This is a genomic window from Martinezella miluonensis (assembly GCF_900094545.1).
Taxonomy (GTDB): domain Bacteria; phylum Pseudomonadota; class Alphaproteobacteria; order Rhizobiales; family Rhizobiaceae; genus Rhizobium; species Rhizobium miluonense.
The window spans coordinates 79,843-94,246 of the sequence record NZ_FMAH01000017.1 but is presented as its reverse complement, the minus strand read 5'-3'; the positions used below and the strand labels follow the sequence as shown (position 1 = coordinate 94,246).

Annotated in this window: 12 protein-coding genes; 9 read left to right on the top strand and 3 right to left on the bottom strand. The window is 60.7% G+C overall.

Annotated elements, in window-relative coordinates:
* Positions 1-119: 119 nt before the first annotated feature.
* Entirely contained in the window at positions 120-1,430 is a 1,311-nt protein-coding gene (xylA, locus tag GA0061102_RS15675; RefSeq protein WP_092850348.1) for a xylose isomerase, read from the top strand.
* Between the two features lie 38 nt (positions 1,431-1,468).
* Here the strand turns inward: xylA and GA0061102_RS15670 are convergent, their stop codons facing one another.
* Positions 1,469-1,825 (bottom strand): VOC family protein, encoded by a 357-nt coding sequence (locus GA0061102_RS15670; RefSeq protein ID WP_092850339.1) that lies wholly within the window; start codon positions 1,823-1,825, stop codon positions 1,469-1,471.
* A 12-nt stretch (positions 1,826-1,837) separates the two neighbouring features.
* On the bottom strand, positions 1,838-2,863 hold the full coding sequence (locus tag GA0061102_RS15665) for a LacI family DNA-binding transcriptional regulator (protein ID WP_092850332.1): 1,026 nt from the start codon (positions 2,861-2,863) through the stop codon (positions 1,838-1,840).
* Positions 2,864-3,030: 167 nt separating this feature from the next.
* Between GA0061102_RS15665 and GA0061102_RS15660 the strand changes: the two genes are divergently transcribed.
* From GA0061102_RS15660 to GA0061102_RS15640, 5 genes are all read left to right on the top strand, one after another.
* Positions 3,031-4,554 (top strand): sugar ABC transporter ATP-binding protein, encoded by a 1,524-nt coding sequence (locus tag GA0061102_RS15660; protein ID WP_092850323.1) that lies wholly within the window; start codon positions 3,031-3,033, stop codon positions 4,552-4,554.
* A 61-nt stretch (positions 4,555-4,615) separates the two neighbouring features.
* Complete coding sequence (locus GA0061102_RS15655) at positions 4,616-5,629, top strand: ABC transporter permease (protein ID WP_092850313.1); 1,014 nt, start codon at positions 4,616-4,618, stop codon at positions 5,627-5,629.
* A 64-nt stretch (positions 5,630-5,693) separates the two neighbouring features.
* Positions 5,694-6,641 (top strand): substrate-binding domain-containing protein, encoded by a 948-nt coding sequence (locus GA0061102_RS15650; protein WP_092850308.1) that lies wholly within the window; start codon positions 5,694-5,696, stop codon positions 6,639-6,641.
* 259 nt (positions 6,642-6,900) lie between these two features.
* Positions 6,901-7,953: a sugar phosphate isomerase/epimerase family protein gene (locus tag GA0061102_RS15645; protein WP_092850305.1), complete on the top strand. Its 1,053-nt coding sequence runs from the start codon at positions 6,901-6,903 to the stop codon at positions 7,951-7,953.
* 222 nt (positions 7,954-8,175) lie between these two features.
* The gene (locus GA0061102_RS15640) at positions 8,176-9,363 is read left to right on the top strand and encodes a Gfo/Idh/MocA family protein (RefSeq protein ID WP_092850302.1); all 1,188 of its coding nucleotides are present in this window, start codon (positions 8,176-8,178) and stop codon (positions 9,361-9,363) included.
* A 46-nt stretch (positions 9,364-9,409) separates the two neighbouring features.
* On the opposite strand, the gene GA0061102_RS15635 is transcribed toward GA0061102_RS15640, so the two are convergent.
* Positions 9,410-9,814 carry a DoxX family protein gene (locus GA0061102_RS15635; protein WP_092850298.1) on the bottom strand — a complete coding sequence of 135 codons (405 nt, stop codon included), beginning with the start codon at positions 9,812-9,814 and terminating at the stop codon, positions 9,410-9,412.
* A gap of 235 nt (positions 9,815-10,049) precedes the next feature.
* On the opposite strand from GA0061102_RS15635, the gene GA0061102_RS15630 reads away from it, so the two are divergent.
* The 3 genes from GA0061102_RS15630 (at position 10,050) to GA0061102_RS15620 (ending at position 14,362) form a co-directional block, all read left to right on the top strand.
* The gene (locus GA0061102_RS15630) at positions 10,050-11,423 is read left to right on the top strand and encodes a GH1 family beta-glucosidase (protein ID WP_092850292.1); all 1,374 of its coding nucleotides are present in this window, start codon (positions 10,050-10,052) and stop codon (positions 11,421-11,423) included.
* A gap of 66 nt (positions 11,424-11,489) precedes the next feature.
* Positions 11,490-12,038 carry an NADPH-dependent FMN reductase gene (locus tag GA0061102_RS15625; RefSeq protein WP_092850287.1) on the top strand — a complete coding sequence of 183 codons (549 nt, stop codon included), beginning with the start codon at positions 11,490-11,492 and terminating at the stop codon, positions 12,036-12,038.
* A 110-nt stretch (positions 12,039-12,148) separates the two neighbouring features.
* The gene (locus GA0061102_RS15620) at positions 12,149-14,362 is read left to right on the top strand and encodes a bifunctional diguanylate cyclase/phosphodiesterase (protein ID WP_092850282.1); all 2,214 of its coding nucleotides are present in this window, start codon (positions 12,149-12,151) and stop codon (positions 14,360-14,362) included.
* The last annotated feature ends 42 nt before the right edge of the window (positions 14,363-14,404 follow it).

The window sequence follows — 14,404 nt, the reverse complement described above, 5'->3', positions numbered from 1 at the left end:
TTTGGGAGGGGGTCGAAGGTCGTCCCCTCTCCCCGCAGGCGGGGAGAGGGCTAGGGTGAGGGGCTAAGCTGCACGGCACGAACAACAACATTTAAACAGCAAACCCAAGGAGATGAGATATGAGCACCGGATTTTTCGGCGATATCAGCAAGGTAAAATACGAAGGCCCCGACAGCACCAATCCGCTGGCCTTCCGTCACTACAACAAGGATGAAGTCGTTCTCGGCAAGCGCATGGAAGACCATCTGCGCTTTGCCGTCGCCTATTGGCACACCTTCACCTGGCCGGGCGGCGACCCCTTCGGTGGCCAGACCTTCCTTCGCCCCTGGTTCCATGAAACCATGGAAGCCGCCAAGCTTAAGGCCGACGTCGCCTTCGAATTCTTCACCCTGCTCGGCACGCCCTATTATTGCTTCCACGATGCCGACGTGCGTCCGGAAGGCAAGAACTTCGCCGAGAACACCAAGAACCTCAACGAGATCGTGGATTACTTCGCCCAGAAGCAGGCCGATACCGGCGTGAAGCTGCTCTGGGGGACGGCAAACCTCTTCTCCAACCGCCGCTTCATGTCGGGCGCTGCGACCAATCCGGATCCGGACGTCTTTGCCTTCTCGGCTGCGACCGTGAAGACCTGCATGGATGCCACCCACAAGCTCGGCGGCGAAAACTACGTCCTCTGGGGCGGCCGCGAGGGCTATGAGACGCTGCTCAATACCGACCTGAAGCGCGAATTGGACCAGATGGGCCGGTTCCTCAATCTCGTCGTCGAGTACAAGCACAAGATCGGCTTCAAGGGCACGATCCTGATCGAGCCGAAGCCGCAGGAGCCGACCAAGCACCAGTATGATTATGACGTCGCGACCGTCTACGGCTTCCTGAAGAAGTACGGCCTGGAAAACGAAGTGAAGGTCAACATCGAGCAGGGCCATGCGATCCTCGCCGGCCATTCCTTCGAGCATGAGCTGGCGCTTGCCAATGCGCTCGGCATCTTCGGCTCGATCGACATGAACCGCAACGACTACCAGTCTGGCTGGGATACCGACCAGTTCCCGAACAATGTTCCGGAAATGACGCTGGCCTACTACCAGGTTCTGGCAGGCGGCGGCTTCAAGACGGGCGGCACGAACTTCGACGCCAAGCTGCGCCGCCAGTCGCTCGATCCGGAAGATCTGCTCATCGGTCACATCGGCGGCATGGATTGCTGCGCTCGCGGCCTGAAGGCAGCTGCCAAGATGATCGAAGACAAGGCACTCTCCAAGCCGCTCGCCGACCGCTATGCCGGCTGGGATTCGGCCGAGGGCCAGAAGCTGCTGCGCGGCGAATATTCGCTCGATCAGATCGCCCAGTGGGTTGAAACGAAAGACGTCAACCCGCAGCCGAAGTCCGGCAAGCAGGAACTGCTCGAAAATATCGTCAATCGTTACGTTTGATCGATGGCATTCGGGAGGCGGTTTCATCGCCTCCCGGATTATCGCCGGAATGCGCGGCTGGAAATGGCTATGGGGTTTCCCGAAGGGTCCTTGGCATTGGCGAAGACATAGCCATCGGCCTGATGCAAGGGTCCGAACTCCAGTCCCTCTTCAGCACACTTGGCGCGGAAAGCTTCGACATGCTCGACGTCGAAGATCAGCTTTACCAGCACCTGGCCCATTTTCTGCGCCTTGCCCGCTGGATGGATCATCAGATTGGCACCGCCATCCTGCGCGAGCAGTTCAACAATCCGGTCGCCCTCCAGACGGAGTGGCTTGAACCCAAAATGCTTCTCGTAAAAGCTGATCGTCGCCTCGACATCGCGGACATAGAGGGTGATTCTGCCGAGCGGCATCGTTGCGCCCGCCTATCGCCGGATGCGTGCCGGAGCCGAGACCGAATTTCGCACCACGAGATCCGGCCTCAGCAGGATCTCCGTCTCGGCGGGCTGACCGTCCGAAAGCAGCTCGAGCAGCAGCGCCATCGCATGCTTGCCGATGGCGGTACGCGGCTGCCGGATCGTCGTCAGCGACGGCGTCATGAAGACGGCTTGCGGCACGTCGTCGAAGCCGGTCACCGAGAAATCTTCGGGGATATCGTAGCCGCGCGTCTTCAGGCCGATCATCACGCCGATCGCGGTCTGATCGTTGACGCACATGAAGGCTGTCGGCAGCCTGTCGCGCATGAAAAGTTGCTCGACGGCGAGCCGCCCGCTCTCGATGGTGCCGTCGCCTTCGAGCACCATGCGGAGATCGGGGCCGATGCCGGCGGCATCCAGCCCGGCTTCATAGCCCATGCGCCGCCGGCTATAGGCAAGGCGCGTGCGGGAATCGCCGATGAAAGCGATCTTGCGGTGGCCCTCGGCAATCAGCAGGTCGACGGCCTTGCGCGCGCCGGCGATGTCGTCGACGCCGACATAGGGAATGCCGCCATTGAAGACCGGTTCGAAGACGCCGACGCTTGGCGGCAGTCGTGCCGTCATCGTCTGATGACCGAAGGGCAGGATGCCGGTGAAGAGGATCAGTCCCGCTGCCTGGTTCGAATTCAGAAATTTCAGATATTCGAGCCCGCGCTGCGCATCGTTCTGAGTGTGGCCGATGAGAACGCCATAGCCGTGCGAACGTGCCTCATTCTCCAGGCCGATCAGGATATTGGAGAAATTGGGATCGCCGATATCCGGTGCGACGACCAGGATCATATTGGAGCGGCCGAGCCTCAAGCTGCGTGCCATGGCATTGGTCGTATAGCCGGTGACGGCAATGGCCTGATTGACCTTCAGCCGCGTCGAATTGGCGACTTTCTCCGGCATATGGATTGCTCTGGAGACCGTTGCGATCGAAACATTGGCAATTCGGGCGACGTCTTCGATAGTTGCGGGCGTGGAATTCGACACTGCGCTCTGCCTTGGGGTCTCGTCTCGGGGCTGGAGACTACACAGACTTACGTGGAGGTCAAAGGTAACCGCGAAATTTTGTACGATATCCAATGATGTAAACCTTTACACGATGTATGTAAAGGTTTACATCATTGGAAAGCGGGTGGGACCGCAGGGAGGATTCAATGAATTCGGAAGCCGTCGACGGTGCGGTGGTGCTGTCTGCGAGAGGGATATCCAAATCCTTCAACGGCGTGCAGGTGCTGTTCAGCGTCAACTTCGATCTGCGAGTTGGCGAAATTCATGCGCTCATGGGCGAAAACGGTGCCGGCAAATCGACGCTCGTCAAGGTCCTTTCCGGTTTCGAACAGCCGACCTCCGGCGAGATTGTGCTCGATGGCAAGGCGATAAAGCTGCCGCCGAACGGCGCTGCCGAAGCGCTCGGCATCGTCATCATCCATCAGGAATTCAACCTTGCGGAACATCTGACCGTCACCGAGAGCCTGTTTCTCGGTCGCGAAGTCACGCGTTTCGGCGTGCTCGACCGCAAGCATATGCGCGCGGAGACGCGGCGCGTGCTCGACCTCCTTGGTTCGCATGTCGATGAGAATGCCGTGATCAGCACGCTTTCGATTGCCGACAAGCAGATGGTGGAAATTGCCAAGGCGATCAGCCGCGATGCGCGGATCGTCTTCATGGACGAGCCGACCGCCGTCCTGTCGCGCGAGGAGACTAATTTCCTGTTCAGGCAAGTGCGCAAGCTGCGCGACCAGGGAACGAGTTTCGTCTTCGTCTCCCACAAGCTCGATGAGGTGATGGAGCTGACGGATCGCGTTACGGTGCTGCGCGACGGCCAATGGGTGAAGACCTCGCCGACCTCGCTGCTCGATGGCGAATCGATCGCCCAGCTGATGGTCGGGCGCGAACTTTCCAGCCTCTATCCGGCCAAGCACGAGCCTGATGTTGACGAGAAGGTGGTACTCAGTGTCAGCTCCCTTTCGACCGGTTACGTCCGCGATGCGAGCTTCGAGCTGCGCAAGGGCGAGATATTGGGCTTTTCCGGCATGATCGGCTCGGGCCGGACTGAGCTGATGGAAGCGATCGTCGGTCTGCGCTCGCGCGCCGCCGGCGAGGTCGTTGCCAACGGTCAGATTGTCCCGCCAAATGATGTGCATGCGGCCATCGACGCCGGGCTTGCCTATATGACCAAGGACCGGAAGTCCAAGGGCCTGCTTCTGAACTCGGGCATGGCCGTCAACCTGACCCTCCAGTCGCTCGATCGGCACGGCAAGTTTGGTTATCTAAGCGCTTCCAGTGAAGCGAATGCTTTGACGCGTGCGCGCCGCCGTTTCGATATCCGGGTTCGTGACGGAAACATCGTTGCCGGCCGCATGTCCGGCGGCAATCAGCAGAAGCTGCTTCTGGCGAAGGTCATGGAGACCGAGCCGCAGATCATTATCATCGACGAGCCGACGCGCGGCATCGATGTCGGCACGAAGCAGCAGATCTATCATTTCATTTCGGCATTGGCGCGCGACGGCCATTCGATCATCGTGGTCTCCTCGGAAATGCCCGAGGTCATCGGACTGTGCACGCGGATCGCGGTGATGCGCGAAGGGCGCATGGTCGGGATGCTCGAAGGCGATGAGATCTCCGAGCAGGAAATCATGCGTTATGCGGCAGGCCTGAAGAAAAAGACCGCCGCCTAAACGGGCGGCACAGGACAGGGCGAATTCCCAGCGGTCATGGGACGGGAGGTTGGTTTTGGTTATGAGCGTGGGCGAAGACAGCAGCGGCAAGACAGGTCGGCGGGGCCGTTCCTGGCGGGATATCGATCTGCGGGCCGTTGCGCCGTTTGCAGCGCTGGTGCTGCTTCTGATCGTGGGCGCACTGGTCAACCCGAACTTCATCGGCATCACCAATCTTGCGAACGTTGCGACAAGAAGCGCTTTCATCGCTATCATCGCGGTCGGAGCGACCTTCGTCATCTCGGCGGGCGATCTCGATCTGTCCGTGGGGTCGATGGTGGCTTTCGTGGCCAGCCTGATGATCCTCTTGATGAATTCCGGCGTCGTTGCCGATCCGACCCTGATGCTGGTGGTGGCCATGCTGTTCGGGATCGTGGCAGGCGCGCTGTGCGGCCTTGCCAACGGCCTGATTACCACCGTCGGCAAGATCGAGCCTTTCATCGCGACGCTCGGCACGATGGGTGTCTATCGCGGGTTGACAACCTGGCTGTCGCAGGGTGGCGCAATCACGCTGCGCTCGTCGGAACTGCAGTCGCTTTATCGCCCGGCCTATTTCGGCTCCATTCTAGGTGTGCCGGTTCCGATCGTGGTGATCCTTGCCGTCACCGGCGTTGCCGCCTTCATTCTCTATCGCACCCGCTACGGACGGCATGTCGTCGCCGTCGGCTCGAACAGCGACGTCGCGCGCTATTCCGGCATTGCGGTCAATCGCGTGCGCACCATTGCCTTCGTCATTCAGGGCCTTTGCGTCGCCATTGCCGTGCTTCTCTATGTGCCACGGCTCGGCTCGACCTCGGCAACGACGGGGATACTCTGGGAGCTGCAGGCGATCACCGCCGTCGTCGTCGGCGGCACGGCGCTGAAGGGCGGCGCGGGCAGGGTATGGGGCACGATCTGCGGCGCCTTCATCCTCGAGCTGGTCGGCAACATCATGCTGCTTTCCAATTTCATCAGCGAATATCTGATCGGTGCCATCCAGGGTGCGATCATCATCATCGCCATGCTCGTCCAGCGTTCGCTGGTACGCAAATCGTGAATAACCGGGTCAGGGGGCGCCCGGTCATCAGGACAAAGCCCTGTCTTAATGTGGGAGGATAAAAATGCGCAAAAGACTTATTGGCGTGGCCGTCGTGCTTGTGGCTCTGGCCGGCACAGTACATGCCGCAGACAAGAAGGTGACGATCGGCGTTTCCATTCCGGCCGCCGACCATGGCTGGACCTCGGGCGTGGTGTTCCATGCCGAGCGTGTGGCCAAGCAGCTGATGGCGGAACATCCGGGACTGAACGTCATCGTCAAGACTTCACCTGACGCGGCGAGCCAGGCGAACGCCGTGCAGGACCTCGAGACACAGGGCATCGACGCGCTCGTCATCCTGCCTTCGGACCCGGATCCGCTCGTCAACGCCATCAAGGAAGTCAAGGGCAAGGGTAAGTTCGTGACGCTCGTCGACCGTGCGCCGAGCAACAACGACAATTCCGTCCGTGATCTCTATGTCGCCGGCAACAATCCGGCACTCGGCCAGACGGCGGGCGAATACATCAAGGCGACCACGCCGGACGCGCAGGTCGTCGTCATCCGCGGTCTGCCGATCCCGATCGATCAGCAGCGCCAGGATGGTTTCGACAAGGGCATTGCAGGCTCGAAGGTCAAGGTTCTCGACCGCCAGTACGGCAACTGGAACCGCGACGACGCCTTCAAGGTCATGCAGGACTATCTGACCAAGTTCCCGAAGATCGACGTGGTCTGGTGTCAGGATGACGACATGGCTGTCGGCGTGCTGCAGGCGATCGATCAGGCCAAGCGCACCGATATCAAGTATATCGTCGCCGGCGCCGGCTCGAAGGACATGGTCAAGAAGGTCATGGACGGCGACAAGCTGATCCCGGTCGACGTGCTCTATCCGCCGGCAATGGTCGGCACGGCCATGGAGCTGACCGCTGCCAACTTCTACAATCAGGTACCGGTTCGCGGCAATTACATCCTCGATGCGACGCTCGTCACGAAGGACAATGCCAAGGACTTCTACTTCGCCGATTCACCGTTCTGATCGGTCGTGCTGAACAGATACGCCCGCCGGTTTCGGCGGGCGTTTTTTATGGGTGTGCCGCCTTGTTTCTCACTGGGGCGATAATTTTGCGGCACGTACCTCTTGCCGCCAGCGGCCGGCCGTGATTAGGTCACCAGGCATTCGACTTTCATCCTGACGGCCCTATAGTTTTTTGAGGCAACGGTATCCCAACCACCTCGAATACGGGTCGGAATGGTATCGGAAACGTTTACAGAACGCGACTAGGGAGGAATTAGCTATGAAGACGATCAAGGGCCCCGGCCTGTTTCTCGGACAATTCGCAGGCGACACCGCGCCGTTCAATTCGTGGGATTCGATCACGAAATGGGCTGCCGATGCCGGCTATGTCGGCGTGCAGGTTCCGACCTGGGCAGGCCAGCTCATCGACCTGAAGAAGGCGGCCTCCTCCAAGGATTATTGCGACGAGTTTGCCGGTATCGCCCGCTCGAACGGCGTCGAGGTCACCGAGCTATCAACCCATCTGCAGGGTCAGCTCGTCGCAGTGCATCCGGCCTATGACGAAGCCTTCGACGGCTTTGCGGCGCCGGAAGTGCGCGGCAATCCGAAGGCACGGCAGGAATGGGCTGTCGAGCAGGTGAAGATGGCGCTGACGGCCTCGAAGCATCTCGGCATCAAGGCGCATGCGACCTTCTCCGGCGCGCTCGCCTGGCCCTTCATCTATCCCTGGCCGCAGCGCCCCGCCGGCCTCGTCGAAACCGCCTTCGAAGAGCTCGCCCGCCGCTGGACGCCGATCCTCAATCATGCCGACGAAAACGGCGTCGACGTCTGCTACGAGATCCATCCGGGCGAAGACCTGCATGACGGCATCACCTTCGAGATGTTCCTGGAGCGCGTGAAGAACCACCCGCGCGCCAACATGCTCTATGATCCCTCGCATTATGTCCTACAGTGCCTCGATTATCTTGACAACATCGACATCTATAAGGACCGGATCAAGATGTTCCACGTCAAGGACGCGGAGTTCAATCCGACCGGCCGCCAGGGTGTCTATGGTGGCTACCAGGGCTGGGTCGAGCGCGCAGGCCGCTTCCGTTCGCTCGGCGACGGCCAGGTCGATTTCGGCGCCGTGTTCTCGAAGATGACAGCCAATAATTTTGACGGCTGGGCCGTGGTCGAATGGGAATGCGCGCTGAAGCATCCCGAAGACGGTGCGCGCGAAGGCGCCGAATTCGTCAAGGCGCACATCATCCGCGTCACCGAGAAGGCCTTCGACGATTTCGCCGGCAGCGGGACGGATCAGGCGGCCAACCGGCGCATGCTGGGGCTGTAGTCCGAAGCCTTCGCCCCGCACATGCGGGGAGAAGGTGGGCTCGAACGGTTGAGCGGAGCGAAATCGTTTGAGGACGGATGAGGGGCCTTCTCGATATTTTCGCCAATTCAGAGCTTGCAGCAGGCTCGGCCCCTCACCCTAGCCCTCCCCCCGCAGGCGGGGAGAGGGGACGATTGCGGCAGGCGATCGCGTTCAAACAATTCAATTCTCAGGAGGACAGAAATGGCAATCGAAGGATCATCGAAACAGGCGCGGGAGCCGCGCATTCGGCTTGGCATGGTTGGCGGCGGCGCTGGCGCGTTTATCGGAGCGGTGCACCGTATCGCCGCGCGCATTGACGACCAGTTCGATCTTATTGCGGGTGCGCTCTCGTCTTCGCCGGAGAAGGCATTGGCTTCCGGCCGCGATCTCGGTCTAGATCCCACGCGCACCTATTCCAGCTATCGCGACATGGCGATCCGCGAAGCCAAGCTGAAGAACGGCATCGAGGCGGTTTCGATCGTCACGCCGAACCACGTTCACTACGATGCGGCCAAGGAATTCCTGCGGCGCGGCATCCACGTCATCTGCGACAAGCCGCTGACGTCGAATCTTGCCGACGCTAAGAAGCTGAAGAAGGTCGCCGACGAGAGCGGCGCGCTCTTCATCCTCACGCATAACTACACCGGCTATCCGATGGTTCGTCAGGCGCGCGAGATGATCGCCAATGGCGAGCTCGGCGATATCCGCATCGTACAGGCGGAATATCCGCAGGACTGGCTGACGGAAAATATCGAGCAGTCCGGCCAGAAGCAGGCGGCATGGCGCACCGATCCGGCTCAGTCCGGCGCCGGCGGCTCCACCGGCGATATCGGCACGCATGCCTATAACCTCGCCTCCTTCGTCACCGGCCTTGAACTCGACAGCCTTGCCGCCGATCTCGACAGCTTCGTCGAAGGCCGCCGCCTCGATGATAACGGCCATGTGCTGCTGCGCTTCAGGGCGAAGGGCAAGGAAAAGCCGGCAAAGGGCATGCTCTGGTGCAGCCAGGTGGCGCCCGGCCATGAGAATGGCCTGAAGCTCCGCGTCTACGGCACCAAGGGCGGCATCGAATGGACGCAGGCCGATCCGAACTATCTGTGGTACACGCCGTTTGGCGAACAGAAGCGGCTGATTACCCGCAACGGCGCCGGCTCCGGTGCTGCCGCAGCGCGCGTCTCGCGCATCCCGGCGGGTCATCCTGAAGGTTATCTGGAAGCGTTCGCCACGATCTATACCGAGGCTGCGCGGGCCATCAACGCCCGCAAGAAGGGCGTGGCGATCGATCCGGCCGTGGTCTATCCGACTGTCGATGATGGCGTGAAGGGTGTGGCCTTTGTCGAAGCCTGCGTCGCTTCCTCGAAGCGCAACGGCGCCTGGGTCAGGCTCTAAGCTTAGATGAGGTTCGAGGCGGTGAAACCGCCTCGAACCTGCTCATTCAGGCAGCGATGTCTTGCTTGCGCTTCGCAAGGGCGTCGATGCTCAGCGGGCCACCGCCAGCTCCGACAAGAAACAGAAAGATGAAGCAGAACAGGATAGCTGCGGCGCCGCCGTTCTGTGCTGGATAAAAGCTCTGCGGCGCATGACGCAAGAAATAGGCGAAGGCCATCAGGCCTGACAATACGAAGGCGGCGATCCGCGTCTTGAAGCCGATCAGGACGAGGAAGCCGAGGGTCAGTTCAAGCAGGCCGGCGATCCAGGGAAGCGATCCGACGGCCGGCACGGCTTCGACTGCCGGGAAATGCAGCACCTTCTGCGTTCCATAGCTGAACAGCACGAGCGAGGCGACTATGCGCAGGAGGCTCAGCAGATGAGGTTGAAAAGCGTGGAGCGCAGGGAGCATTTGTATCCTTTCGTTGTCAAGTTTGAGTGCTACCCTCAATTGATCCGTGCCCAAAAGACAAGTCAAGACTGTTGACATTGATGTTATCGCTCACGCGGAATCCCGAGCAAGGCCATTAGCCGGCTCGGTTTTTCGACACCTGCAACGTTGCAGTTTTCCGATACCGGCACTGTACTTTGTCGCGCAGGTTGGTTAAACCGCCGCCAATGAAGCCACAACAGACGGGATTTTCATCATGATCGATCCGAAGCTTCTTGCCGATCGCTTCCCCGGCGACTTCACATTCGGCGTTGCCACCGCTGCATTCCAGATCGAAGGCGCCACCAAGGCCGATGGCCGCAAGCCATCCATATGGGATGCCTTCGCCAACATGCCGGGTCGTGTCTATCAGCGCCACAATGGCGACGTTGCCTGCGATCACTATAATCGGCTGGAGCAGGATCTCGATCTGATCAAGGAGATGGGTGTAGAAGCCTATCGCTTCTCGATCGCATGGCCGCGCATCATTCCCGACGGCACCGGCCCGGTCAACGAAGCCGGCCTCGATTTCTACGATCGCCTCGTCGACGGCTGCAAGGCAAGGGGCATCAAGACCTTTGCGACCCTCTACCATTGGGATCTGCCGCTGACGCTCGCCGGCGACGGCGGCTGGACGGCGCGCTCGACGGCACATGCTTTCCAGCGCTATGCCAAGACCGTCATGAGCCGCCTCGGCGACCGTCTGGATTCCGTTGCCACCTTCAACGAGCCCTGGTGCATCGTCTGGCTGAGCCACCTCTACGGCGTTCATGCGCCGGGCGAACGCAACATGCAGGCGGCCCTCTATGCCATGCACTATATGAACCTTGCCCACGGTCTCGGCGTCGAGGCGATCCGCTCCGTAGCGCCGAAGGTGCCCGTTGGTATCGTGCTCAATGCCGCATCCATCCTGCCGGGCTCCGATCGGCCCGAAGATCTGGCTGCGGTCGAGCGTGCCCATCAGTTCCACAACGGCGCCTTCTTCGATCCGATCTTCAAGGGCGAATATCCTAAGGAATTCGTCGAGGCGCTTGGCGATCGCATGCCGGTCATCGAGGATGGCGATCTCAAGACCATCAATCAGAAGCTCGATTGGTGGGGCCTGAACTATTACATGCCGATGCGCGTCTTCGATGACTCTTCCAAGAGCGGCGATTTCCCCTGGGCGAAGGAAGCTCCGCCCGTCAGCGACGTGAAGACGGATATCGGCTGGGAGGTCTATGCGCCGGGCCTGAAACACGTCGTCGAGGACCTCAACAAGCGCTACGAGCTGCCGGAGTGCTACATCACCGAGAACGGCGCCTGTTACAATATGGGCATCGTCAACGGCGAGATCGACGACCAGCCGCGCCTCGATTACTATATCGAGCATCTCGGTATCGTCGCCGACCTCATCAAGGACGGCTACCCGATGCGCGGCTACTTCGCCTGGAGCCTGATGGACAATTTCGAATGGGCGGAAGGCTATCGCATGCGCTTCGGCCTGGTGCATGTCGATTACGAGACGCAGGTGCGCACGATCAAGAAAAGCGGCAAATGGTATCGCGAGCTCGCGGGCCACTTCCCGAGGGGCAATCATAAGGCGGATTGATCCGCCAGCCCTTCGACCGTGGTGTTGGGCGTCGCCCGAATCGATGCAGCCTGTTAGGATTCGCGCATGACCCCGCGCCCGCTTTTCCTTTATGCCCTCTGCGGTAGTCAGCGGCAGGTTTCGACCAGCCGCCGGCTGCTGGAAGCTCTGCAGCTCGCATGCCCTGAGGGCATCACCATTGAGATCTGCGATCTGATCGGCGACCTGCCGATCTTCAATCCGGATCACGAGGGTGAGAAAACGCCGCCTGTTGTCGAGAAACTCGCAGAAAAGATCCGGAAGGCGGATGGCCTGATCGTGTCCTGTCCGGAATATGCACACGGCATACCAGGAGGGTTCAAGAATGCGCTCGATTGGCTGGTGTCGCGTGACGAGGTGCCGTTCAAGCCGCTGATGTTCGCGCATGCATCGCATCGCGGCGACCTCGTTCTGGAGCAGCTCGCGGACGTGCTGCGAACCATGTCGCTGCGCATCGTATCCGAGGCCTTTCTGCGCCTGCCGATTGCGGGCAAGAGCGATGAGCTGCAGGCGGAAGCTCTTGCGGAGGCACGGGATAACGATTTGTTGCTCACTAGCCTCAGCCGTTTCGCGGACGCGATTTCCGCCGAAGGGTGAATTCTCCCCATATCGGCAAATATACAACTCTTTCCTGTAGGAATCTCGAATTCGCCTTAACCGTTTATTGAAGTCCTGACGGCAGACTTTCGCCCCAAGGAGAAAAGACCTTGGGAGCAGGTATCGAGTCATTGCGGCATAGTACGCAGGTCGGTCGTCATTCTATCGTGACGGCCGTTTTGATTACTTTCGCAGTGGTCGTTGCCGTGGTGACTTTGATGGTGCTCACCGCGATCGGTCGTGTGGCCGATTATTCCAACAAGCTGGATGACGAGCGCTCCTGGGAGACGACGGTCGGCGCGCTCAAGACCTTTCAAGGGCAGCTCGAAGCCACCTTGCACGACCACTCCGCGCGCAACGATGCCGCGCGCAGCGTCTACGGGCGGGATGACCGCGGCTGGGTTGCCGGCAATTACGGCGATATATCCTCCAACGGTGCCCTGTTCGACACGGCGGTCATTGTCGATGACAACAATAAGCCGATCGTTGCCTATCATGACGGCGAGCGAATGACCGAGAATGTCGAGGACGTTCTCGGAACCGCCGTTTGGGCCCTGGTCGATCAGGCGCGCACCACGCGCATCACCGGAGTCCCCGAGGCGGGCGGTTACATCATGACCAGCCACGGCATTGCCGCTGCCGCGGCCGCGACGATCCGGGAGAGATCCGGCCGCATTCCCGTTCCCGAAGGTCAGCGACGCTACCTCATCCTCGTGCGCTACCTCGATGCTGCACGGATCAAGATGCTCTCCAATACCTATGTCATCAGCGGTTTGAAGCTGATGCCGCCGGAGACCGTGGCGCGATATGCCGTGTCGATCGTCGATCCGCTCGGCAAATCTTTGGGGCGGCTGGTCTGGAATTCACGCGAACCCGGCGATCTCAGCTATCAACAGGTTCGCCCGCTGGTGCTTGGTGCGCTGGGCCTAGTCGGCCTGTTCTTCGTCGTGCTGCTGATCCTGGGATCGCTGGCGGGGCGCCGGCTGCGGGCGGAGGAGGTCCAGGCGCGCCAGGGCTCCCTGCGCGATCGTCTGAGCGGCCTTCTCAATCGCGAGGGGCTGCGGCTCGATGTGGATCGGCTGGTCGAGAGGGCGCGCAGCGACGGCAGCAATGTTCTGCTGCTTTATCTCGATCTCGACGGGTTCAAAGAAATCAACGATGCCTATGGGCATGGCACCGGCGACCAGCTTATCCGCGCCGTGGCGGCCGGGCTGAGCGTGCTCGTTCCCGCGCAGGCATCGCTGGCACGTCTTGGCGGCGATGAATTCGCCATCGTCTTCCCGACAAAGGAGCTTAACGACGCGCCAGCCCTGCGGCTTGCCGAACAGGTTCTGGATTTTCTGTCGGAGCCATTGGAGATCGGCCGTCGCGTGGTCGTCGTCGGCGCCAGCATCGGTATCGCAAGCTCCCAGGAAGGCCGCACAGACCGGGAGGAACTGGTGCGGCGCGCCGATCTTGCCATGTACAAGGCCAAGGAGGCCGGCCGCGCTCGCATGGCCTGCTATGAGACGGCCATGGACGCGCATCGCGAAGAACGCAACGCATTGGAACTCGATCTGCGCCGTGCGATCGAGACGGAGGAACTGACGGTCGCCTACCAGCCGCTGGTTGATGCGTCGAGCTGCGAAATGACCGGTGTCGAAGCGCTCGTGCGATGGAACCGTCCGGGTCACGGACCGATTTCGCCCGAGGCATTCATCCCGGTCGCCGAAACATCGGGACTGATCGAGGCGCTCGGGCTGCTCGTGCTGCGCAGAGCATGCGAAGCGGCGCAGCAATGGCCGGAGCTACGGGTGGCCGTCAATGTCTCGCCCGGGCAATTCCGCAATCCCGCCTTTGCCGATTACGTTCGCAACGTCCTGAACAGCACGGGGATCGAAGCCGGGCGCGTGACGCTGGAAATCACCGAAGGCTACATCATTCAAAATCCGGAACGCACGCGCCAGTCGATCGAGCGGCTAAAGGCGCTCGGCGTCAAGGTGGCGCTGGACGATTTCGGGTCGGGCTTCTCGTCCATCGGCTATCTGCGCCAGTTCGGTTTCGATCGTATCAAGATCGACCGCTCGCTGACGATGAACGTGCTGGAGGACAGCCGCGCCCGCGAGATGTTGCGGGCAACGGTAGCGCTCGCCCGCTCGCTCGACATTCCTGTGACTGCCGAGGGTATCGAGATCGAAGAGCAGGGACGGGCGCTGCAGAATTTCGGCTGCGACGAGCTGCAGGGCTATTTCTACGGAAAGCCGATGCCGGAAGCCGAGATCAGCAAGCGGCTTTCCATTCAGAATGCTGCGGCACTGGACGAAGAGCGCGGCGCCGCAGCTTAAAGCGCGTCGCGATCTTTCAAATTCGCTCCGTGCGCTTTAAGC